The sequence below is a fragment of the Lichenibacterium ramalinae genome, from assembly GCF_004137085.1.
In the GTDB taxonomy this organism is placed as follows: Bacteria; Pseudomonadota; Alphaproteobacteria; order Rhizobiales; family Beijerinckiaceae; genus Lichenihabitans; species Lichenihabitans ramalinae.
This window is the reverse complement of sequence record NZ_QYBC01000012.1, coordinates 63403-84612: the sequence shown is the minus strand read 5'-3', so window position 1 is coordinate 84612 and position 21210 is coordinate 63403. Positions and strand designations below refer to the sequence as shown.

At 71.6% G+C, this 21210-nt stretch carries 17 protein-coding genes; 12 read left to right on the top strand and 5 right to left on the bottom strand.

The window, feature by feature from the left end:
* Window positions 1–61: 61 nt before the first annotated feature.
* Both D3272_RS15040 and D3272_RS15035 read right to left on the bottom strand, forming a co-directional pair.
* On the bottom strand, window positions 62–934 hold the full coding sequence (locus D3272_RS15040; RefSeq protein WP_129220022.1) for an SDR family oxidoreductase: 873 nt from the start codon (window positions 932–934) through the stop codon (window positions 62–64).
* A 133-nt stretch (window positions 935–1067) separates the two neighbouring features.
* Entirely contained in the window at window positions 1068–1679 is a 612-nt protein-coding gene (locus tag D3272_RS15035; protein WP_129220021.1) for a YqgE/AlgH family protein, read from the bottom strand.
* 124 nt (window positions 1680–1803) lie between these two features.
* Here D3272_RS15035 and D3272_RS15030 point away from each other — a divergent pair, with 124 nt between their 5' ends.
* From D3272_RS15030 to D3272_RS14975, 12 genes are all read left to right on the top strand, one after another.
* The gene (locus D3272_RS15030) at window positions 1804–2661 is read left to right on the top strand and encodes a protein-disulfide reductase DsbD domain-containing protein (protein WP_129220020.1); all 858 of its coding nucleotides are present in this window, start codon (window positions 1804–1806) and stop codon (window positions 2659–2661) included.
* 215 nt (window positions 2662–2876) lie between these two features.
* A complete protein-coding gene (rlmN, locus tag D3272_RS15025; RefSeq protein WP_129220019.1) occupies window positions 2877–4124 on the top strand; it encodes a dual-specificity RNA methyltransferase RlmN in 1248 nt (415 codons plus the stop codon).
* A gap of 439 nt (window positions 4125–4563) precedes the next feature.
* A complete protein-coding gene (locus tag D3272_RS15020; protein WP_129220018.1) occupies window positions 4564–5970 on the top strand; it encodes a DUF4167 domain-containing protein in 1407 nt (468 codons plus the stop codon).
* Window positions 5971–6189: 219 nt separating this feature from the next.
* On the top strand, window positions 6190–7458 hold the full coding sequence (rho, locus tag D3272_RS15015) for a transcription termination factor Rho (RefSeq protein ID WP_129220017.1): 1269 nt from the start codon (window positions 6190–6192) through the stop codon (window positions 7456–7458).
* Between the two features lie 61 nt (window positions 7459–7519).
* The gene (mnmE, locus tag D3272_RS15010; RefSeq protein WP_129220016.1) at window positions 7520–8830 is read left to right on the top strand and encodes a tRNA uridine-5-carboxymethylaminomethyl(34) synthesis GTPase MnmE; all 1311 of its coding nucleotides are present in this window, start codon (window positions 7520–7522) and stop codon (window positions 8828–8830) included.
* 189 nt (window positions 8831–9019) lie between these two features.
* The gene (mnmG, locus tag D3272_RS15005; RefSeq protein ID WP_129220015.1) at window positions 9020–10894 is read left to right on the top strand and encodes a tRNA uridine-5-carboxymethylaminomethyl(34) synthesis enzyme MnmG; all 1875 of its coding nucleotides are present in this window, start codon (window positions 9020–9022) and stop codon (window positions 10892–10894) included.
* A gap of 3 nt (window positions 10895–10897) precedes the next feature.
* Entirely contained in the window at window positions 10898–11545 is a 648-nt protein-coding gene (rsmG, locus tag D3272_RS15000) for a 16S rRNA (guanine(527)-N(7))-methyltransferase RsmG (protein WP_129220014.1), read from the top strand.
* Window positions 11542–12345 carry a ParA family protein gene (locus D3272_RS14995; RefSeq protein WP_129220013.1) on the top strand — a complete coding sequence of 268 codons (804 nt, stop codon included), beginning with the start codon at window positions 11542–11544 and terminating at the stop codon, window positions 12343–12345. The genes rsmG and D3272_RS14995 overlap by 4 nt, the downstream gene beginning before the upstream one ends.
* 11 nt (window positions 12346–12356) lie before the next feature.
* Entirely contained in the window at window positions 12357–13271 is a 915-nt protein-coding gene (locus tag D3272_RS14990; RefSeq protein WP_129220124.1) for a ParB/RepB/Spo0J family partition protein, read from the top strand.
* Window positions 13272–13407: 136 nt separating this feature from the next.
* Window positions 13408–13932, top strand: a complete 525-nt coding sequence (locus D3272_RS14985; protein ID WP_129220012.1) for a hypothetical protein — start codon at window positions 13408–13410, stop codon at window positions 13930–13932.
* A 284-nt stretch (window positions 13933–14216) separates the two neighbouring features.
* A complete protein-coding gene (locus D3272_RS14980; RefSeq protein WP_129220011.1) occupies window positions 14217–15284 on the top strand; it encodes a trypsin-like serine peptidase in 1068 nt (355 codons plus the stop codon).
* A 239-nt stretch (window positions 15285–15523) separates the two neighbouring features.
* Complete coding sequence (locus D3272_RS14975) at window positions 15524–18490, top strand: FAD-binding and (Fe-S)-binding domain-containing protein (protein ID WP_165361368.1); 2967 nt, start codon at window positions 15524–15526, stop codon at window positions 18488–18490.
* 12 nt (window positions 18491–18502) lie between these two features.
* Here D3272_RS14975 and D3272_RS14970 read toward each other — a convergent pair whose 3' ends face one another.
* The 3 genes from D3272_RS14970 to D3272_RS14960 form a co-directional block, all read right to left on the bottom strand.
* Window positions 18503–18766, bottom strand: a complete 264-nt coding sequence (locus tag D3272_RS14970; protein ID WP_129220009.1) for a hypothetical protein — start codon at window positions 18764–18766, stop codon at window positions 18503–18505.
* A gap of 175 nt (window positions 18767–18941) precedes the next feature.
* Window positions 18942–20060: an alkene reductase gene (locus D3272_RS14965; protein WP_129220123.1), complete on the bottom strand. Its 1119-nt coding sequence runs from the start codon at window positions 20058–20060 to the stop codon at window positions 18942–18944.
* A 125-nt stretch (window positions 20061–20185) separates the two neighbouring features.
* On the bottom strand, window positions 20186–21196 hold the full coding sequence (locus D3272_RS14960; protein ID WP_129220008.1) for an alpha/beta fold hydrolase: 1011 nt from the start codon (window positions 21194–21196) through the stop codon (window positions 20186–20188).
* Window positions 21197–21210 lie beyond the last annotated feature (14 nt).

Genomic DNA, 21210 nt, shown 5'->3' with positions numbered 1-21210 from the left:
GCTTCGTTCAGGGGACCGGCTTCGTTCAGGGGACCGGCTTCGTTCAGGGGACCGGCATCGTTCAGAAGACCGGCATGGCTCCCGCCACCGTGATCAGGGCGCCGGACGTGTAGCTGCTCTCGTCCGAGGCCAGCATGACGTAGGAGGGGGCGAGTTCGGCGGGCTGGCCCGGGCGGCCGTAGGGCACCTGGGAGCCGAAGGTCTTCACCGATTCCATGTCCATGCCGGCCGGGATGAAGGGCGTCCAGATGGGACCCGGCAACACGCCGTTGACCCGGATGCCCTTCTCGGCCAGCAGCCCCGCCAGGCTGAGGACCATGTTGCTCAGCGCGCCCTTGGTGGCGCTGTAAGCGAGCAACGAGGGCATCGGGTGCTTGGAGTTCACCGACGACGTCACGATGACGGAGCCGCCCGGCGCCATGTGCTTCAGCGCCGCCTTGGTCAGGTAGAAGGGCGCGAAGACGTTGACGCGGAAGTGCTTCTCGAAAATATCGTCCTCGATGGTGTCCAGCCCTTGGTTGGGCTGCTGGAAGGCCTCGTTGTTCACCACCACGTCGATCTTGCCGAAAATCGACGCCACCTTGTCGGCCATGTCGCGGCAATGGGCGGCCGAGGACATGTCGCCGGGGAGCAGCAGGCAGCGGCGGCCGGCCTTCTCGACCCAGCCCTTCACGGCCTCGGCATCCTGGTTTTCGTCGAGGTAGGACAGGGCGATGTCGGCCCCTTCGCGGGCGAAGGCGATGGCGACGGCACGGCCGATGCCGCTGTCGCCCCCCGTCACGATGGCGACCTTGCCGGCGAGGCGGCCCGAGCCGCGGTAGCTGTCCTCGCCGTGATCGGGCTCCGGCGACATTCGGCCGGTCTTGCCGGGAAAGCCCTGGGCGGGCGTGTCGAAGGGCGGGCGGGGGTAGAGCTTCAGGGGATCTGTCGTCATGGCTGGGCCTCCGGAGCACCGCCGCATCAACGACGCGACCCGTCGGGTGTTCCTTCGGGGGCGCTCCCCGGGGCTCCCGACCCATTCCCTTGCCGGCCCCCTTCGACCGGCCGCTGCGCCCCTGCCCGGCCGGTCAGGCGTGGCCGGCTTCGGCCGACAGGCTGCCCGGGTCGATGCCGATCTTGCGTAGGGCCCGGTCGTATTTGGTTTCGAGCGCGGGGTCGAAGATCAGGGCCTCGTCGGCCGGGCAGCGGAGCCAGCCCATGTGGCCGATCTCCGTCTCCAATTGGCCCGCGATCCAGCCCGCATAGCCGAGCGCCAGCACGGCCCTGTCGGGGCCGGTGCCGCGGGCGATGGCGCGCAGCACGTCGATGGTGGCGGTGAGCGACACGCCGCCGCCGATCGGCATGGTGGAACTGTCGACGTAATAGTCGGACGAGTGCAGCACGAAGCCGCGGCCGGTGTCGACGGGGCCGCCCTTCACCACCGGCACGCCGCCGGCGCTCGGCGGCAGGCGGATCGCCTCTTCGGCCTCGATGACGTCGAGCTGCACGAGGAGATCGGTGAAGCTGACCTTGCGGGCCGGGTGGTTGATGATGATGCCCATGGCGCCGTGCTCCGAATGGGCACAGAGATAGATCACGGCGCGGTTGAAGCGGTTGTCGCCGATGCCCGGCATGGCGACGAGGAGCTGACCGTCGAAATAGGCCGGGGAGGCGGGGCCGGGCGGGGTCTCAGTCGTCATGCAGGATCCTACGTCGGGCGTCGTGGCGCCCGCAAGTCGCGAGAGCCGGCCCGTGCGGCCGGGTCCGACGGGTGGGAACGCCCGGCCGGTAGCGGAGGATGCCGGGGCGCGTTAATGGCAGGGCATGGCCCATCCTCCCTCGCCCCCACCCCGCCGCGCCGGTGCCGTTCCGGCCCTGGTGGCGCTGCTCGCCCTCGCGGCCCTGCCAGGCGCGGCGCGCGGTGCCGAAGCCTCCGGCAGGGCCGCCGCCGCGCCCTCGCAGGCGCGGCTCCTCGCCGGGCGGGACGCGCAGGGCCACCCCGTCGCCGGGCTCGAGATCCGGCTGGCGCCCGGGTTCATCACCTATTGGCGCGACCCGGGCGACGCCGGCGTGCCGCCGACCTTCTCCTTCACGGGCTCGACCAACCTCCGCTCCGCGACCCTGCTCTACCCCGCGCCGCGGCGCCTCGACGAGGCCGGGGCCGTGGCCTTCGGCTACACGGGCGCCGTCACCTTCCCGGTGCTGGTGACGCCCGTCGACCCGAAACAGCCCGTCGCGCTCGCCGTGGCCTTCGACTACGCGGTCTGCCACGACATCTGCCTGCCGGCCCATGCCGACCTGCGCGTGTCGCTCGACGGAAAGCCGTCGGAGGCGGCCGACGCCGTCGCGGCGGCCCTGGCCAGCGTGCCGCGCCCGAGCGCGCTCGGCGGGCCCGGCACGCCGGCGGTGGCCGGGCTGGTGCCGGGCGCCGACGGCGGCTTCTCGGTGACGGCGACGGGGGCCGGGGCCGGATCGGCGCTCTTCGTCGAGGCGCCAGAGGGCTGGGCCTACGAGGTCGGCACGGCACGCCAGGCAGGCGCCGAGACGGTGTTTCCCGTGAAACGCGTCGAGCGTCCCGCGGGCGCGGACCGCCTGCCCGGCCCCCTGACCGTCACGCTCGTGGCGCCGTCCGGCGCCGTCGAAGTGCCGGTGACGCTCGACGCCGCGGGAAACGCGCCCTGAACGCACCACGGGCGGGACGAGACCTGCACGAAGCGGCAGCGGGCGCATCGGCCATGCGCCGGGGACCTTGCGTTGTGCCGGCCTGCACATGACGTTATAGGACGTCAGGATCCCCATCGCGTCTCTCAGCTGTACGCCGGCCCCGCGCCCGCGCCACCCGCCGTCGATTCCCTCGGCTGAGCCTCGCCCCGACCCGCCAGAAGGGCCCTTCCCCCGTGGACGTCACCGCTTCCCTGCCCGACGCCGTCGCGCCGTCCGAGGCCGTCGCCGCCCTGCCCCGCCCCGCCATCGCGGCGGTATCGGCAAAGCCGTCGCTGGCGGGCGCGACCCGGTCCGAACTCGCCGATGCCCTGCGCGGGCTCGGCCTGCCGGACCGCGAGGTGAAGATGCGCGTCGCGCAGCTCTGGCATTGGATGTATTTCCAGGGCGTGACGCGGTTCGACGCCATGCTGAACATCGGCAAGGCCCTGCGGTCGCTGCTGACGGAGCATTACACGCTCGACCGGCCCGCGGTGGTGGCCGAGCAGGTGTCGATCGACGGCACCCGCAAGTGGCTGATCCGCATGCCGTCGACCGGCCCGCACGACCGCGGCGCCGAGATCGAATGCGTGTACATCCCGGAATCGGACCGCGGCACGCTGTGCGTCTCGAGCCAGGTCGGTTGCACGCTGACCTGCACCTTCTGCCATACCGGGACGCAGAGGCTCGTGCGGAACCTGTCGTCGCGCGAGATCGTCCAGCAGCTCCTCGTGGCGCGGGACCGGCTCGGCGACTTCCCCGGCCTCGTGTCCCCGACCGACGGGCTGATCCCCTCCGGCGAGGGCGTGCGTGCCGTCTCCAACATCGTCTTCATGGGCATGGGCGAGCCGCTCTACAATCTCGACAACGTCCGCGACGCCATCGGCGTGCTGTCCGACGGCGACGGCCTGTCGCTGTCGCGGCGGCGCATCACGGTCTCGACCTCGGGCGTCGTCCCGCAGATCGAGGCGCTGGGCCGGGACGTCGGCACCATGCTGGCCATCTCGCTGCATGCCGTGCGCGACGAGTTGCGCGACGACCTCGTGCCGCTGAACAAGAAATACCCGATCGCCGACTTGCTCCAAGCCTGCCGAACCTATCCGGGGGTCTCCAACGCCCGGCGCATCACCTTCGAATACGTGATGCTGAAGGGCGTCAACGACGCGCCGCGCGACGCGCGCGAGCTGGTGCGCCTGCTCAAGGGCATCCCGGCCAAGATCAACCTCATCCCGTTCAACCCCTGGCCCGGGACCCGCTACGCCTGTTCGGACTGGGACACGATCGAGTCCTTCTCGGACATCGTCTTCAAGGCCGGCTATGCCAGCCCCGTCCGCACCCCGCGCGGACGCGACATCCTGGCGGCCTGCGGCCAGCTGAAGAGCGAGACCGAGAAGCTCCGGGCCCGTGCCCGCCTCATGCTGGACGCCGAGGCCGCCGAGGCCTGAAGCCGGGCTTCGGGCATCGGGTTTCGGCCCGCCATCCGACGAGACGCGACGCCTCCGTCGCTTTTCCAAAGGGAGGTCACCGAAAGGACTTGGCGAGGTGCTCAGAATCCGCTAGGTTGCGAATCAGAAATCGGGATTGAACCCCCGCGTGGACGCTGCTCAGCCCACATCCCTGCCCCTTCTACTCTCCGCTTCGGCTTTGATCCCCCTCGTGATCGGCTGACCGCGGCAAGAGGCTTCGTGGCAGGGCCACCTTCGGCAGACTCCGCAACGGTATCTCGCATGTTTCCCCCTCGGCTCATCCCGTCCGTCCCAGGCGCGGAGCCGCAGATGGACTGGACCGGGCTGCAAAGCACCACCAAGACGGCGCCGCTGGCAGAGGCCACGCAGGACATGGCCTGCGCGCGGTCACGGGCCTGAAGTCACCCAAGGACGATCGATGAGACCAGGTCAGAACAAGCGCATGCGCGGCCGCCCGAACAACAATGGCGGCGGCGGCAATCGCAAAGGTCCGAATCCTCTCACGCGGTCCTATGAGTCGAACGGGCCCGACGTGAAGATCCGGGGCAATGCCCATCATGTCGCCGAGAAGTATCTGCAGCTGGCGCGAGACGCCCAATCCTCGGGCGATCCGGTCGCGGCGGAAAGCTATCTGCAGCACGCCGAGCATTACTTCCGGCTGATCGCCAGCGCGCAGGCCGCCCAGGCCGGCTTCAACCGCCAGCCCGACGCCACCGACACCGACGGCGAGGACGAGGACGAGAGCGGCCTGCCGGACCGCTTCGCGTCACCGCAGCCCGCCACGCCCTTCGTGCCGCAGCCCCAGGCCTACGCGGCCGATCGGCAGCCCTATAGCGGCGGGGAACGCCAGCCCTATGGCCAGTCCAACGGCAACGGCGAGCGCCCGGCCTATGGCGACCGCCAGAACAACGGCGAGCGGCCCGCCTATGGTGACCGGAACGCCTATGGGCAGCGCCAGGATCGCAACGGACAGGACCGGAACGGGCAGGACCGCAACGGACAGGATCGCAACGGCCTGAACCGCCGCCCCTATCGCGACAACGGCGCCGCCGGCGAGATCCGGACCGACGACCGGGGCGGGGACCGCACCGGACAGGACCGCTCCCAGCAGGACCGGACCTACCAGGATCGCGCCAACCAGGATCGCGCCAACCAGGACCGGACCGGCCAGGACCGGACGGGTCAGGACAGGACGGGTCAGGGGACCTACCAGGACCGTCAGAGCCGGCGCGAACGCTTCGCGCAGGAGCGCCAGGAGCGCAACGGCCAGAGTTACGACCGCCAGGACCGGAGCGCGGGCGACCGCTATCGCGAGGGCGAGCAGCCGCGCGACCCCTATGCCGGGGAGCAGCCGCGGGTCGACATGCCGGCCGACCGCCAGCCGGACTATGGTTACCAGTCCGAGTCGGCGCCGGACGCCTTCGCGCCGCAGCCCAGCCCGGCCCAGCCCAACGCCGTCCAGCCGAGCCTCGCCCAGCCCACCGCCTCCGCTTCGACGGCCCAGCCCGGCACGGCCTCGCAGCCCGCCGCCCGGGCCGAGCCGACGCCGCGCCGCGAGGCGCGTCAGGAACGCGCCGCGGCGGTGACCGAGGACGCCCCGGGCCTCCCCTCCTTCATCACCACGCCGACGCGCGTCGCCTCCGTCGAGCCCGTGACGGCGCAGCCCGAGCCGAGCCTCGCCTCGGAGACGGCCTTCCCGGGCGACGGTGCCGAGGAGGCGCCGAAGTTCCCGCGCCGGCGGCGGCGCACGACGCGCGCGTCGGCGGAAGCCAAGGACGCGCCCGGCGGCGAACTCTCCGAACTGCCCGTTCCGACGGGCGATTGACCTCGGGCCGCCGGCACGCCGGCGGCTCTTTTCGCGACCTGCCGACCCGCCACGCGGCACCGGCGAGCCTGACTGGACCCGCGACGGGTCCCGGTGCTTCCGCGGGCCCGGTCCTCCCGGTGCCGGCCGGGCTCTCCGTCCTTCCCCCATCTCAACCGACCGCAGAGCCGCCCCGCGCCGGGGTTGCCAGCGCGGCCCGACCCCGAGGACCCCTTTCCCATGCCGGAGATCAAACTCCAGGATCTCAAGTCCAAGACGCCCACCGACCTTCTCGCCTTCGCCGAGGAGCACGAGGTCGAGAACGCCTCGCTGCTGCGCAAGCAGGAACTGCTCTTCGCCATCCTGAAGGAACTGGCCGCGAAGGAGATCGAGATCATCGGGCAGGGGGTCGTCGAGGTCCTGCAGGACGGCTTCGGCTACCTGCGCTCGCCCGACGCCAACTACCTCGCCGGGCCCGACGACATCTACATCTCGCCCTCGCAGATCCGCCGCTTCGGCCTTCGGACCGGCGACACGGTCGAGGGCCAGATCCGCGGCCCCAAGGATGGGGAGCGCTATTTCGGCCTCATCAAGGTCTCGACGATCAATTTCGAGGATCCCGAGAAGGTCCGCCACAAGGTCAACTTCGACAACCTCACGCCCCTCTACCCCGACGAGCGCTTGAAGCTCGAGATCGAGGACGGCGCCAAGAAGGACATGTCGTCCCGCGTGATCGACGTCGTGGCGCCGATCGGCAAGGGCCAGCGCGCCCTCATTGTGGCGCCGCCGCGCACCGGCAAGACGGTCCTGCTGCAGAACATCGCCCAGTCGGTCACCGCCAACCACCCCGAATGCTACCTCATCGTGCTGCTCATCGACGAGCGTCCGGAAGAGGTGACGGACATGAAGCGCTCGGTGAAGGGCGAGGTCGTCTCCTCCACCTTCGACGAACCGGCGACGCGCCACGTGCAGGTGGCCGAGATGGTCATCGAGAAGGCCAAGCGCCTCGTCGAGCATCGCCGCGACGTGGTCATCCTGCTCGATTCCATCACGCGCCTCGGTCGCGCCTACAACACCACGGTGCCGTCCTCCGGCAAGGTGCTGACGGGCGGCGTCGACGCCAATGCCCTGCAGCGCCCCAAGCGCTTCTTCGGCGCGGCCCGCAACATCGAGGGCGGCGGCTCGCTCACCATCATCGCCACGGCGCTGATCGACACCGGCTCGCGCATGGACGAGGTGATCTTCGAGGAGTTCAAGGGCACGGGCAATTCCGAGATCATCCTCGACCGTAAGGTGGCGGACAAGCGGGTCTATCCGGCGCTCGACATCACGCGCTCGGGCACCCGCAAGGAGGAGCTTCTGGTCCCCTCCGACACGCTCAAGAAGATGTATGTGCTGCGCCGCATCCTGAACCCGATGGGCACGGTCGACGGCATCGAGTTCCTGATGGGCAAGCTGCGCGAGACGCCGAAGGGCAACCAGGCCTTCTTCGACTCGATGAACACCTGACGCCGGTCCGGCCCCTCGACCCGCACGGGACGGAGGGGCCGGCACCGCGGGAGACCTCGCCATGGCGGCCACCGACACCATCTTCGCCCCGGCCACCGGGGCAGGGCGGGCCGCCATCGCCGTCGTCCGCATCTCCGGCCCGGCGACGCGGGATGTGCTCGGCACCGTCGCAGGGCGTGTCCCGAGCCCGCGGGTGGCGACGCTCGCCACCCTGCGCCATGCCGAGGACGCGCTCGACCGGGCCCTGGTGCTCTGGTTCCCCGGCCCAGGCTCCTTCACCGGCGAGGATGCGGCCGAACTGCAGTTGCACGGCGGCCGTGCCGTGGTGGCGGCGGTGCTGAAGGCCCTGGCCGCCGTACCCGGGTGCCGGCCGGCCGAGCCCGGCGAGTTCACCCGGCGTGCCCTGCTGAACGGCAAGATGGACATCGGCGCCGTCGAGGGGCTCGCCGACCTCATCGACGCCCAGACCGAAGCGCAGCGCCGCCAAGCCTTGCGCCACCTCGACGGCGCCTTGGGCCGCTGGACCGAGACCCTGCGCGACGACCTCCTGTCGGCCCTGGCCCTGGCGGAAGGGGCGATCGACTTCGCCGAGGACGACGACCTCGTGGCGAGCTTCGAAGCCGAGATCGACCGGCTCGTCGGCGGCGTCTCGCGCGTCGTCGCGGCGGAACTCGGGCGCGAGGCGCGGGGATTGCGGCTGCGCGAGGGGCTGGCCGTGGCCATCGTCGGGCCTCCCAATGCCGGCAAGTCCACGCTGCTCAACGCCCTGGCAGGGCGTGACGTCGCCATCGTCTCGGCCCAGGCCGGCACGACCCGCGACGTTCTGACGGTCGACCTCGACCTCGGCGGCTACCCGGTCCAACTCATCGACACCGCCGGCCTGCGCGAGACGGAGGACGACGTCGAGCGCGAGGGCATCGCCCGCGCCCGCGCCCGGGCCGCCTCCGCCGACCTCGTGCTGCTGCTCGACGATGGCCGGGCCGACCCTCTTCCACCGGCCGTGACCACCTCCGGCACGGTCTGGCGCATCGCCACCAAGGTCGATCTCGCGGCAGGGCAGGGCGGGGACTATGCCGTCTCGGCCCGGACCGGCACGGGCCTCGACGGGTTGATCGCCGGCCTCAGCCGTTTCGCGGCGGAAACGCTGCTGCCCGGGGAGGGCGCCATGGTGACGCGGCTTCGGCACAGGGCGGCGCTGGAAGCCGCGCAGGCCTGCCTGCTGCGGATCGCGCCGGCGGGACAGGGACGCGATCTCGAACTCGTCGCCGAGGACCTGCGCGGCGCCGTCGCGGCGCTCGCCGGTCTTGTCGGGCGCATCGACACCGAAGCCGTGCTGGGGGCCATCTTCGCCAGGTTCTGCATCGGCAAGTGATGCCGGGCCGGGTCGCCGCGGCGCCGGTCGAGTGGTTTCACGTGAAACGATCGCGCTTCGAACCCGGGCAGCGTCATCGGCCAGAATGCGCCAAGGCGTATCGAGGAGAGCCGATCCGGCGCCGGCGCCCCTTCCGCTTGCCGCGGGACGCGCCTATAGATCGCGCTTCGATCCATGTCCGGCAGTCCCATGTCCCTCTCCTTCGACGTCGTCGTGATCGGCGGCGGCCATGCCGGTTGCGAGGCCGCCGCAGCCGCGGCCCGGACCGGAGCCCGCACCGCCCTGGTGTCGCAGAACCTCGCCACGATCGGGACCATGTCGTGCAACCCCGCCATCGGGGGGCTCGGCAAGGGTCACCTCGTGCGCGAGATCGATGCGCTGGACGGCATCATGGGGCGGGTGGCGGACCGTGCCGGCATCCAGTTCCGCGTCCTCAACCGGCGCAAGGGCCCGGCCGTCCGCGGCCCGCGGGCCCAGGCCGATCGCAAGCTGTACCGCCAGGCCATGCAGGAGGCCCTGTCGCTCCAGCCCGGCCTGACCCTCATCGCGGGCGAGGTCTTCGGCCTGGAGATCGCGGGCGAGCGGGTCGCGGCCGTGACCCTGGCGGACGGGCGGCGGCTGGCCTGCGGCGCGGCGGTCCTGACCACCGGCACTTTTCTGCGCGGGCTCATCCATATCGGCGATGAGCGCGTCCCCGCCGGGCGCATCGGCGAAGCTCCCAGCCACGGTCTGGCGGCGGCGCTCGAGTCGCGCGGCTTCGTGCTCGGGCGCTTGAAGACCGGCACGCCGCCGCGGCTCGATGGCCATACGCTGCATCTCGATCGCCTGGACCGGCAGCCCGGCGATGCCGAGCCGGAGCCCTTCTCGAGTCTGACGGCGCGGATCGAGACGGAACAGCGCGACTGCTTCATCACCCGGACCACCGCCGAGACCCACGCCATCATCAGGGGCGACCTGCACCGCGCTCCGCTGTTCTCCGGCGCCATCACGGGGCGCGGTCCACGCTATTGCCCCTCGATCGAGGACAAGGTGACGCGCTTCGCCGACCGCGACAGCCACCAGATCTTCCTCGAGCCGGAGGGGCTCGACGACCCGACCTTCTACCCGAACGGCATCTCGACCTCGCTGCCGCGCGACACCCAGGACCGCCTCGTCCGCTCCATCCCGGGTTGCGAGGCGGCCGTCATCACCCAGCACGGCTACGCCATCGAATATGACTTCGTCGACCCGCGCGAACTGACGCCGGCTCTGGAAGCGAAGCGCCTCGCCGGCCTCTATCTGGCGGGGCAGATCAACGGCACGACGGGCTATGAGGAGGCCGCCGCGCAGGGCCTCGTCGCCGGGCTGAACGCGGCCCGGCGCGCCGGGGGATCCGACGCCGTCACCTTCTCGCGGCAGGACTCCTACATCGGCGTGATGGTCGACGACCTCGTGACCCGCGGCGTCACCGAGCCCTACCGCATGTTCACCTCCCGCGCGGAATATCGCCTGACCCTGCGGGCCGACAATGCCGACCAGCGCCTGACGCGCAAGGGCCTGGCCTGGGGCTGTGTCGGGCCGGAACGCGCCGCCGCCTTCGCGGCCAAGCGCCACGCGCTGGAGCAGGCCCGGGGCCTCGTCGACCGGCTTTCCGCCACGCCCCAGCAGCTGGCGCTGCGCGGCATCCCGGTGGCGCAGGATGGGGTGCGCCGCTCCGCCTTCGCGCTCCTCTCCTACCCCGCGGTCGATAGCGAGACGCTGGCCGGGATCTGGCCGGAGCTCGCCGGCATCGCCCCCTCCGTCATGGCGCAGGTGGAGGCGGATGCCAAATACGCCGTCTATCTCGACCGGCAGGACGCCGAGATCGCGCGGGCCCAGGACGACGAAGGCGTGCGCCTCGCCGTGGACCTCGACTATCGCGGCCTCCCGGGCCTGTCGCGCGAACTCGCCGACAAGCTCGGGACGATCCGCCCCGAGACCCTGGGCCAGGCGCAGCGGATCGAGGGCATGACGCCGGCGGCCCTCACCCTCCTGATCGCCAAAGGCCGGGCCGGCCGGAAGGCGCCCGCCGGCCTGCGGGCCTGACGCGTGACCGGCAGCCTCGTCGACGACCGCCGCCGCGCGCTGGCGCTCGTGCCGGTTTCACGTGAAACGCAGGAGCGCTTCACCGTCTATGCCGACCTGCTCGCCCGATGGCAGCGCATCAAGAACCTCGTGTCGCCCGCGACCCTGCCCGAGGTCTGGACGCGCCACCTCGCCGACTCCGCCCAGATCGTCCCGCTGGCACCCGATGCGCTGCGCTGGGCCGATATCGGCTCTGGCGCCGGCTTCCCGGGACTGGTCGTCGCCATCCTCCTCGCCGACCGGCCCGGCGCCCATGTCGACCTCGTCGAGGCCAATGCGCGCAAATGCGCCTTCCTGCGCGAGGTGGCTCGCGCCTGTGGCGCTCCCGCCACGGTGCATAACGGCCGCATCGAAGACGTGCTGCCGAGGCTCGAATCCGTCGAGGTCCTCACCGCGCGGGCGTTGGCGCCCTTGCCGGAGCTCCTCGAAATGGGCAAAGTTCTCATCGACGGCGGGACGACCGCGATCTTCCTGAAGAGCCACGGCGAGGTCTCCGACGGCGTCGATCTCGGGCGGGACTATGCCGCACGCGTCATCCCCAGCGTCACCTCGCTCGACGGCCGCATCCTTCTGCTGCGCCGGGCCGATCTTCCGAAAGGGTCCGAAGCATGAGCGATCTCCCCGCGCGCGTCCTGGTGCTGGCGAACCAGAAGGGGGGCGTCGGCAAGACCACGACGGCCATCAACCTCGGCACGGCCCTGGCCGCGGTGGGCGAGCAGGTGCTCCTGGTCGACCTCGACCCGCAGGGCAACGCATCGACGGGGCTCGGCATCGAGCGCAAGGACCGCGGCGTCTCCACCTACGGCGTGCTGACCGGCGACAATTCGCTGGCCGAAGCCTGCCGGCCGACCGGCGTGCCCAATCTCTGGATCGCCCCCTCCACCATGGACCTCCTGGGCCTCGATCTCGAGATCGCCTCCCACAAGGACCGCGCCTTCAAGCTGCGGGACGCGCTGCGTCGCTTGGCGGAGACGCCCGAGGGCCGGCGATTCACCTATGTGCTGGTGGACTGCCCGCCCTCGCTGAACCTGCTCACCATCAACGCCATGGCGGCCGCCTCGAGCGTGCTCGTCCCCCTGCAATGCGAGTTCTTCGCCCTCGAGGGGCTCTCGCAGTTGCTGGCGACGGTCGAGCAGGTGCGGGCCAACCTCAACCCCGCCCTGTCGATCCATGGAATCCTGCTGACCATGTTCGACCCGCGCAACAACCTCGCCACCCAGGTGGTGGCCGATGTGCGCGAGATCATGGGCGACAAGGTCTACGAGACCGTGATCCCGCGCAACGTGCGCGTCTCCGAGGCGCCGTCCCACGGCAAGCCCGTGCTGCTCTACGACCTGAAATGCGCGGGCAGCCAGGCCTACCTGCGGCTCGCCTCCGAGGTCATCCAGCGGGAAAGGAAACTGGCGGCGTGAAGGGAAGCGTGATGGCGGAGGAGGGGGGGCGCTCGCGCCTCGGGCGGGGGCTCGCGGCGTTGATCGCGGATTCCTCGGCACAGATGCCGACGGCGCCCGCGCCGGAAGCACGGGACAGGCGCCGCGTCCGCATCGCGGACGTGAAACCCAACCCCCACAACCCGCGGCGGAGCTTCCTCGACGAGGACCTTCAGGACCTGTCGAACTCCATCCGCGAGAAGGGCATCATCCAGCCCATCGTGGTGCGGCCGGCGCCCGGGCGGGGCGGGGACTTCGAGATCATCGCGGGGGAGCGGCGCTGGCGGGCCGCCCAGGCCGCCGGGCTCGCCGACGTCCCCGTCGTCGTGGTCGAGGTCGACGACAAGGAGGCTCTCGAACTCGCCATCATCGAGAACGTCCAGCGCGCCGACCTCAACGCGATCGAGGAAGCGCGCGGCTATGACAGGCTCGCGCGGGAGTTCGGCTATTCCCAGACCGACCTCGCCCGCATCATCGGCAAGAGCCGCAGCCACGTGGCCAACATGCTGCGCCTGCTCAAGCTGCCGGGCAGCGTCGAGGCGATGGTGGTGGACGGCTCGATCTCGGCCGGCCACGCCCGCGCCCTCCTCGGCTTCGCCGACCCCGAGCCCGTGGCCCGCCGCATCGTGGCGAAGGGCCTCAACGTCCGCGAGGTCGAGAAGCTGGCTCAGGCCCGGCAAAAAGCTTCGGCCGACGCGGCGGCTCCCGCCGAAGCCGCGCCCGCCGCGACACCCCGGCGCGGCGTCGACGACAGGGTCCACGAGTCCACCAGGGCGTTGGGCCAGCGTCTCGCCGCCGCGCTGGGATTGTCGGTCGCCATCGACGCCAAGGGAGCCGGCGGCGAGATCCGCATCCGCTACGAGACCCATGACGAACTCGAAAGCCTCTGCCGGCAGCTCGGCCGCTGAAGCCGCTCCGGGGCGGGACATCGGAGCAGGGGATCGGGGCAGGGGTGTCGGGCCGCCCGACATCTGCCTGTCATTGAGGCACTCGCGCTTGATGATGCCTTTTGCGGCGGGGGCACGATGTGATAATGATTCTCACATGCTGTCCACGCTCGTCTTCGCACCCCCCGCCGCCGATGCGACACGCCGGGCCGGCGCCCTCCTGCGCACCCTGGCGGCGCTGGTGCCCGCCACTGTCGAGGGCATCGTCCGCGACGTGACGCTGCTCCAGGTCGGCGGCGGACCGTCCTACGCCGAGATCGCCGACGAGGCGGGCTGCCATGTCGTCGAGGACCGGGACTTCCCGGCCGCCCTGGCGCGCGGTGTCGCCGGAGCCCGCTCGCCCTGGATATTCGTCGTCAAGGCCGGCACCATCCCGTCGCGCATCTTCGGCGAGGAGGCGGCGCGGGCGCTCCAGGATTCGCTCGAGACCGGCGGCGCCCTGCTGCTGCGGGAACAGCCCAACGGCTTCCTCACCCGCTGCTTCCCGTCCCTGGCGCCCGTCGCGGGTGTCATCCTGCCGCGCGCGCGCCTGGCGGAGGGCCGATGCGCGAGCTTCGCCGAAGTGGTGCGCCGTGCCCGCCCCGCCCGCACCTTGCCGACTTCGGCCGTCACGCTCCACTGAGAGTTCGTGGGCGATGGCCCTTTGACAATGAAGGGCGTGTCCTCCGTGGTTCCGGAGGGCAATCGGGCACGGGTTCGCTGCCGTCCCACATCGTTAGCATCGGATCATGCGCCTCGTCCCAGGCATCATCGGCCTCGGCGAAGCTCAGACCCGTCGATTTTAACCGTGTTCATCCATAACATTTTAACCGGTTCGGCAACCGTGCCTTAAATCGCGCGTCGATCGCCGTCCCGTGTTCGCCCATCAGGAGAGCGCGAGGCGCGGTCCAGCGCGGATGACAGGTCTTGAGCATTTCCACCGTGGCGACCGACGCCGTCGTGTTCCTCCAGGCCCAGAGTCTCGTGGACGGCACCCTGACGACCCAACAAGGGTCCGGCGTGCTGATCGCCCCCGACGAGGTGCTGACCGCCGCCCATCTCCTCTACGACGGCGCCGGGCATCTCGCCCTGAACACCGTGGTCAGCGCCGGTTACGATCGCGCGGTGGTGCATGGCGTGGCCTCCGCCGACGCCGTCCACGCTATGCCGGCTGCCGACTGGACGCATCTCGCCGGCACGCAGGGCGATTTCGCCCTCATCCACCTCGCCACGCCCATCACCGACGTACCCGTCATGGCGCTCGGCGCGGGCTTCAGGGGCGGCACCGCGACCGTCACGGGCTATCCCGTCGCCTCCGGCGGCGCGCAGGACAGCCAGGCCGAGACGCTGTCGCAGGTGCCGGGCTACGACGTGCTGCAGGGCACCGCGCTCGGCGGCACGGGCGACCAGCACGGGTCGAGCGGCGGCCCTGTCTGGCAGATGGTGGACGGCGTGCCGACCGTCGTGGGGCTGGTCTCCTCGGCCGAAGGCACCACGGGCTATTTCCTCGGCCTGACCGCTGCCGACGTGGCGCAGATCCAGGCCTGGGAGGCGATCGATCGCGCGGCCCCGGCCGCCGCGGCCCTGGCGGCCGGCCCGACCGGCGCTTCGCCTTCCGCCACCGCGTCCGACGCCGTCGCCGACCTCGCGGGCGCGGGCGACCTGCCGGGGATCGCGGCACACCCGGCCGTGGCCGGAGCCCTGTCGCGGATCGTGACGCTGCTCGGCCAGGATGCCGCCGCGCGCGGACCGCAGGTCGGCTTCGACGACATCGCAGCCGATGTCCTGTCCGGGCTCGGCGACAATGGCGGAGGCCGCAATCTGGCGGCGGCCCTTCTCGAAGGTGTGGTCTGGGGCCATGACGGCGGCGGGGTCGGCGGCGCCGTGAGCGCCGTCGCGGCGGTCGATCCCGGCATCCTGGCTTTCCCGCTCTGCGAACGGGGCGTGCGCCTCGGCGCCCTGGCCGGGCAGACGCTGTTCGCCGCCGGCCACTGACTTGGGTCTCGCTGGCGCCGACACACGCCGTCTCGGAACGGCGCGTGGGCCTGTGACGCACGCCGGCCCCACGACCGAGCCCATCCCGCGGCGCTGAGCCGTCCAGCCTCGCCCGCGGCGGCATGACGCCCGGGGCAGGGGCGCCCATCACCGCCCATGCCTTTGCGATGTCGTGCCCGAGCCGCTATCTGCAACGGGGACGCCGCGCCGCGGCCTCCAGGACGCCCGAGGAGGCCGCAGTGAACGAGCAGGTGACCACGCTCGATCGCGATTCCACCATCGCCCCTGCAGTCGCCCCCGCCGGGGCGGCGGGCGCGGCGCTGCGCCATGCCCTCGGCCACGAAGGCTTCGGCGGCGACGTGGAGGAGGGGATCGGGCCGCGCCTCGTGGCCGCCACCGACAACAGCATCTACCAGGTCATGCCGTCTGCGGTGCTTCACCCCCGCACCGGCGCAGACGTCGTTGCCGCCGTCAGGGCCGTCCGCGCCGTCCCGGGCCTCGCCCTGTCGCCGCGCGGGGGCGGCACCGGCACCAACGGCCAGTCGCTCACGACGGGCGTCGTGCTCGACCTATCGCGGCACATGAACCGCATCCTGTCGCTCGACGTCGCGGCCGGGCGCGTGGTCGTCGAGCCCGGCGTCGTGCTGGACCAGCTGAACGCCTTCCTGAAGCCGCACGGCCTCTTCTTCCCGCCGGCCGTCTCGACGGCGACCCGGGCCACGCTCGGCGGCATGATCGCCACCGACGCCTCCGGCAAGGGATCGCGCCTCTACGGCCGCACCTCCGACCACGTCGAGGCCCTCGACGTGGTCCTGTCGGACGGTTCGGAGGCCAGCCTGCGCCCGCTGGCTCCCGCCGAGTTCGACGCCGTCGTGGCGGCGGGCGGCATCCTGGGCGAGGCCCATGCCGAGGTGCTGCGCGTCGTGACGGAACACGCCGGGCTCATCGCCGAAACCTTCCCGGCCATGAACCGCGGGCTCACCGGCTACAACCTCCAGGGCGTGACCCGCCCCGACGGCCGCCTCGACATGATCCGGCTGCTCGCCGGGTCCGAGGGCACGCTGGCCGTCACCAAGGCGGCCACGCTGCGGCTGACGCGCCTTCCCCGGCACCGGCTGCTGATCGTGGCCCGCTACGCCGCTTTCGACGCCGCGCTGCGCGACGTCCAGCATCTCCTGGCCGCCGAGCCGCTCGCCATCGAGATCCTCGACGACAAGGTGCTGGAGCTGGCGAGCCGCGACGTCATCTGGACCGGGCTCGAGGCGGTGCTGGGCGGCCCGGCGGCGGCCCCGGTGCGCGGCCTCAACGTCATCGAATTCGTCGGCGACGATGCGGATGCGTTGGCCCGGGCCGCCGACCGCTGCGTCGCCCTCCTGGCCGACTCGCCCCACCCCGCCATGGACTGGACGCGGGTCTCGGGAGCGGCCGAAATGGCGCAGCTCTGGACACTGCGGGAAAAGTCCGTCGGCCTCATGGGCCGGCTCGGCGCCGTCGAGGGCTCGCGCCGCCAGGGCACGGCCTTCGTGGAGGATACGGCGGTGCCGCCCGAGCGCCTCGCCGACTATGTCGCGGAGTTCCGCGCCATCCTCGACCGGCACGGGCTCGGCTATGGCATGTACGGCCATGCCGACGTCGGCTGCCTGCACGTCCGTCCCTCGCTCGACATGGCCGACCCTGCCGACGAGGCGATGATCCGCATCATATCGGACGAGGTCGCCGCGCTGGTGAAGCGCCACGGCGGGCTGCTCTGGGGCGAGCACGGGCGCGGCTACCGCGGCGAGTTCTCGCCGCTGTTCTTCGGCCCTGTCCTCTATGACGAGCTCTGCCGCATCAAGCTCGCCTTCGATCCCGACAACATCTTCAACCCCGGGAAGCTCGCATCCCCGGCACTCGGCGGCCCCATCGACCGTATCGATGCCGTTCCGGTGCGTGGCGCCTACGACCGCCTCATCGACGAGACCCGCCGTGCCGGGGTCGATCGCGCGGTCAGCTGCAACGGCAATGCCGCCTGCCACAGCTGGGACGACTTCGACGCCATGTGCCCGTCCTACCACGCGACGCGCGACCGCGTGCAGTCACCCAAGGGGCGGGCGACCCTGCTGCGCGCCTGGGCGCGCCTCAGCGCCGAGGCCGAGCGGGGGCGACCCGTGGCGGCGGAACTCGCGGCCGTCGAGGCCGAGACCAAGGCGTCGCTCGACACCTGCCTGTCCTGCAAGGCCTGCGCGAGCCTCTGTCCCGTCAAGGTCGACGTGCCGACGATGCGGTCCCGGTTCCTGGCCCGCTATTACGCGAACCGCCCCCGGCCCCGGCGCGACCGCCTGCTGCGCCACCTGGAGGCGGGCCTGGCCCTGGTGCGGCACATGCCGGCGCTCGCCAGCATCGTCATGCGCCTGCCACTAGCCGTGCGGCTGCTGCGCGATGGCTTCGGCCTCGTCGACCTGCCGCATCCCGCGCCGACGCGCTGGCGCCCGCGGCCGGCTGGCGAGGGGCCGCGCGTGGTCCTGCTGCGGGACAGCTTCCTCGGCACCTTCGACGGCACCGTGATCGATGCCGCCGGGCGGCTGCTGGAACGCCTGGGCTACTGCGTCACCGTTTCTGACATCCGGCCCAACGGCAAGGCCCTCCAGGTGCTCGGCCTCGAGCGGGCATTCGGCGCGGTGGCGCGCGCTGCCGAACGCGAACGGAGCCGGCTGTCGGCCGCAGGCGTGCCGGTCGTCAGCCTGGACGCCGCCACCGGCCTTCTCTACGACGGCGAATATAAGGAATATGCGGAATATTCCGCATTATCGGCCTCTGGCTCCGTGCTGGCCCTCGACGGTTTCCTGGCCGAAGAGATCCTAGCGGGCCGTATCCCGGCCGGGCCCAGCGGCGGCGGCGCGCTCGATATCCTTCTGCACTGCACCGAGAAGACGGCCCGGCCGGAGACCGCGGCCCGCTGGGGGGCGGTGCTGAAGCACTTCGGCCTGGATGCCCGGTTCCCCAAGGTCGGCTGCTGCGGCATGGCGGGCCTCTTCGGCCACCAGGCCGAACAGGCCGGCCTGTCGCGCCGCATCTTCGATATCGGTTGGCGGCCGAAGCTCGGCGACGACCCGGCCCGGATGCTGGCGACGGGTTTCTCCTGCCGCTGCCAGACCGAGCGCTTCGCGGGGTTCCGGCCGCGCCATCCCGTCGAGGCCATCCTGGCCCATCTCGACGCCGCGGCCTGACCCGGCCCCGGTTCAGGCCGTGTCGGACGACCGGAACGCGGCCAGGCGGCGCACCCAGCCGCCGAGTCCCGCGGGCTCGTCGGCGACGCGCGCCTGTGTGTCGGCGACCGCCTGGGCGATCTCGGCCACCTCGTCCATCACGGCCAGAAGCGCATGTTCCACGGCATCGAGGCTCGCATAGACGTCGCCCGTCACCCTGGCTTCCGCGATGGTCCGGGCGATCGCCTCCAGCCGCCCTCTCACACGGAGCGCGCTGAACAACTCGCTGTCCACCATCTGGGGGCTTCTCCGTCGGCGCGGGCGCACTAGAGCCCGCGTCCGCCCCGACTGGGGGCGTCCGAGCCTCACTATCCTAGGACATGGGCGCGGTTGCGGCACCATCGGATTTCGCGGCGGAGAGGTCGGTGCGGCCCATGGTCGTCACCGACGATGGGCCGGCCGCCGCGGTTCCTCAGCGCTGGACCGCGACCAGGCCTTCCATGCCGGGCCAATCGGAATAGCCGTGGAAGTCCCCGCCGTACCAGGTGGGCTTGGGCGCGTCGGCGAGCGGGCCCCCGATGGCGAGGCGGTGGACGAGGTCCGGGTTGGCGATGAAGGGCCGGCCGAAGGAGAAGAGGTCGGCCTTGCCCTCGGCCAGCTCCGCCGCGGCGAGGTCCAGCGTCAGCTGGTTGTTGGACATGTAGGCGCCGCTAAACCTCCGCCGCAGGTCGGCGAAGTCGACGCCCTCGGGCACGTCGCGGGTCTGCTGCGTCACGCCCTCGATCGTGTGGATGTAGAGCAGGCCGAGCCCCGACAGCGCGTCCACATAGGCGCCGTAGGTGGCGTGGGTGGTGCTGTCCAGGGGCGTCTCGCCGGGCTGCGTCGTGGCGGGCGACAGCCGGATGCCGACCCGCTGCGGGCCGCCCCAGGCGTCGATCACGGCCCGCACGGCCTCGAGCGGGAAGCGCAGGCGGTTCTCGATCGAGCCGCCGTAGCGGTCGGTGCGGCGGTTCGTGGAATCGCGCACGAACTGTTCGAGCAGGTAGTTGTTCGCCGAATGGACCTCGACGCCGTCGAAGCCGGCCCGGCGGGCATTGGTGGCGGCGCGCCGGTAGTCCTCGACGATGCCGGGGATCTCGTCCGTCTCGAGCGCGCGGGGCGTGACGTGGTCCTTCATGCCGCTTTCGGTGAAGGCCTGGCCCTTGGGGGCGATCGCCGAGGCCGAGACCGGGAGCTGCCCGCCGGGCTGCACGTCGGGATGCGAGATGCGGCCCGTGTGCCAGAGCTGGAGGAAGATCACGCCGCCGTTGCGATGCACCGTCTCGGTGATCCGCGACCAGGACGCCACCTGCGCCTCCGACCAGATCCCCGGCGTATAGGCATACCCGACGCCCTGCGGCGAGATGTTGGTGGCCTCGGAGATGATGAGCCCTGCCGAGGCGCGCTGGGCATAATAGTCGGCGGCATAGTCGGGCGGCACGCCCTCGGTCGAGGAGCGGCTGCGCGTCAGCGGCGCCATGACGATGCGGTTCTTCAGCTGGAGGTCGCCCAGACGGGTGGGCTGCAGCACGGGACTGTCGGCGTGGCTCACGGGATCCTCGCGGGTCGGGCTCGAACCGGCACGGGCCGGGGAGCGGAAGCGGCGCTCGCGCGCCACGGGTTCCGCTGCCAACGCGACAGTTCTGTTCCGGTTCGACGCCGGGAACGCGTGAGCCGTCAGCCCAGCCAGTCCGCCACGGCCTTCCGCAGGAAGGCGCGGGCTTCCGGCTCGCCCACCGGGTTGCCGGCACGGTGGCCCCAGATGGAGGGGATGGGCCGCAGCTCGGCATGGCGGAGATGCGCCATCTCCGCGGCATTGTCGGCGACCGGGAAGTAGAGGTCGGTGCGCGAGGGCAGGAGCAGCACCCGGGCCGTGATGGCGCCGAGCGCCGCCGTCAGGTCCCCGCCGTAGCGCGGGTCGGCGGCGATGTCACCGTGCAGCCAGGTCATCGCCTGGGCATAGAGGTCGGCGGCCCGCCGACGCGTGAAGCCCGGCGCCCAGTGTTGGTCGAGGAACTCGTCCAGCGTCGCCGCCCCGGTGGAGGACAGGTGCAGTCCGGCCCGGTACCAGTCCTGGCTCATGGCCCAGGCGGCGTAGATGCGGGCGAAGGCCCGCAGCGCCGCCACGGGTTCGGCCGAGAAGCGACCGCCCCCGATATGCTCGGGCGCCGCTTCCAGCGTCGCCAGCAGCGAAAGCAGGAAGACCTTGTTGTGCTCGGCCGTCCGGGCGCTGCCGCAGACCACGATGGCCCGCTCCACGGCCTCGGGGAACAGCGCCGCCCAGTGGTAGCTCTGCTGGGCCCCCATGGAGAAGCCGTAGGCGCAGGCGAGCCTGTCGATCCCGAACCGCTCGATCAGGAAGCGGCGCTGCGCCAGCACGTTGTCGGCCGTCGTGACCAGCGCCGGGTAGGCAGGCGTGTTGGAGGGGCTCGACGACAGGCCGTTGCCGAACATGTCGGGCACGACGATGAACCAGCGCGTCGGGTCGAGGATGCCGTCCGGCGCGATCAGCCAGTCCTGGTCGGCGGCCTGGGCGGAATAGCTGGTCGGGAACAGAACGACGTTGGACCGGTCGGGCGCCAGCGTGCCGTAGCTCCTCCAGGACAGCCGGGCCCCGGGCAGCACCGCGCCGGACTGCAGCGTCAGGTCGCCGAACTCGTGCCGGCCCTCGTCGGTATCCCATGCCATGGCGCGTCTCCCTC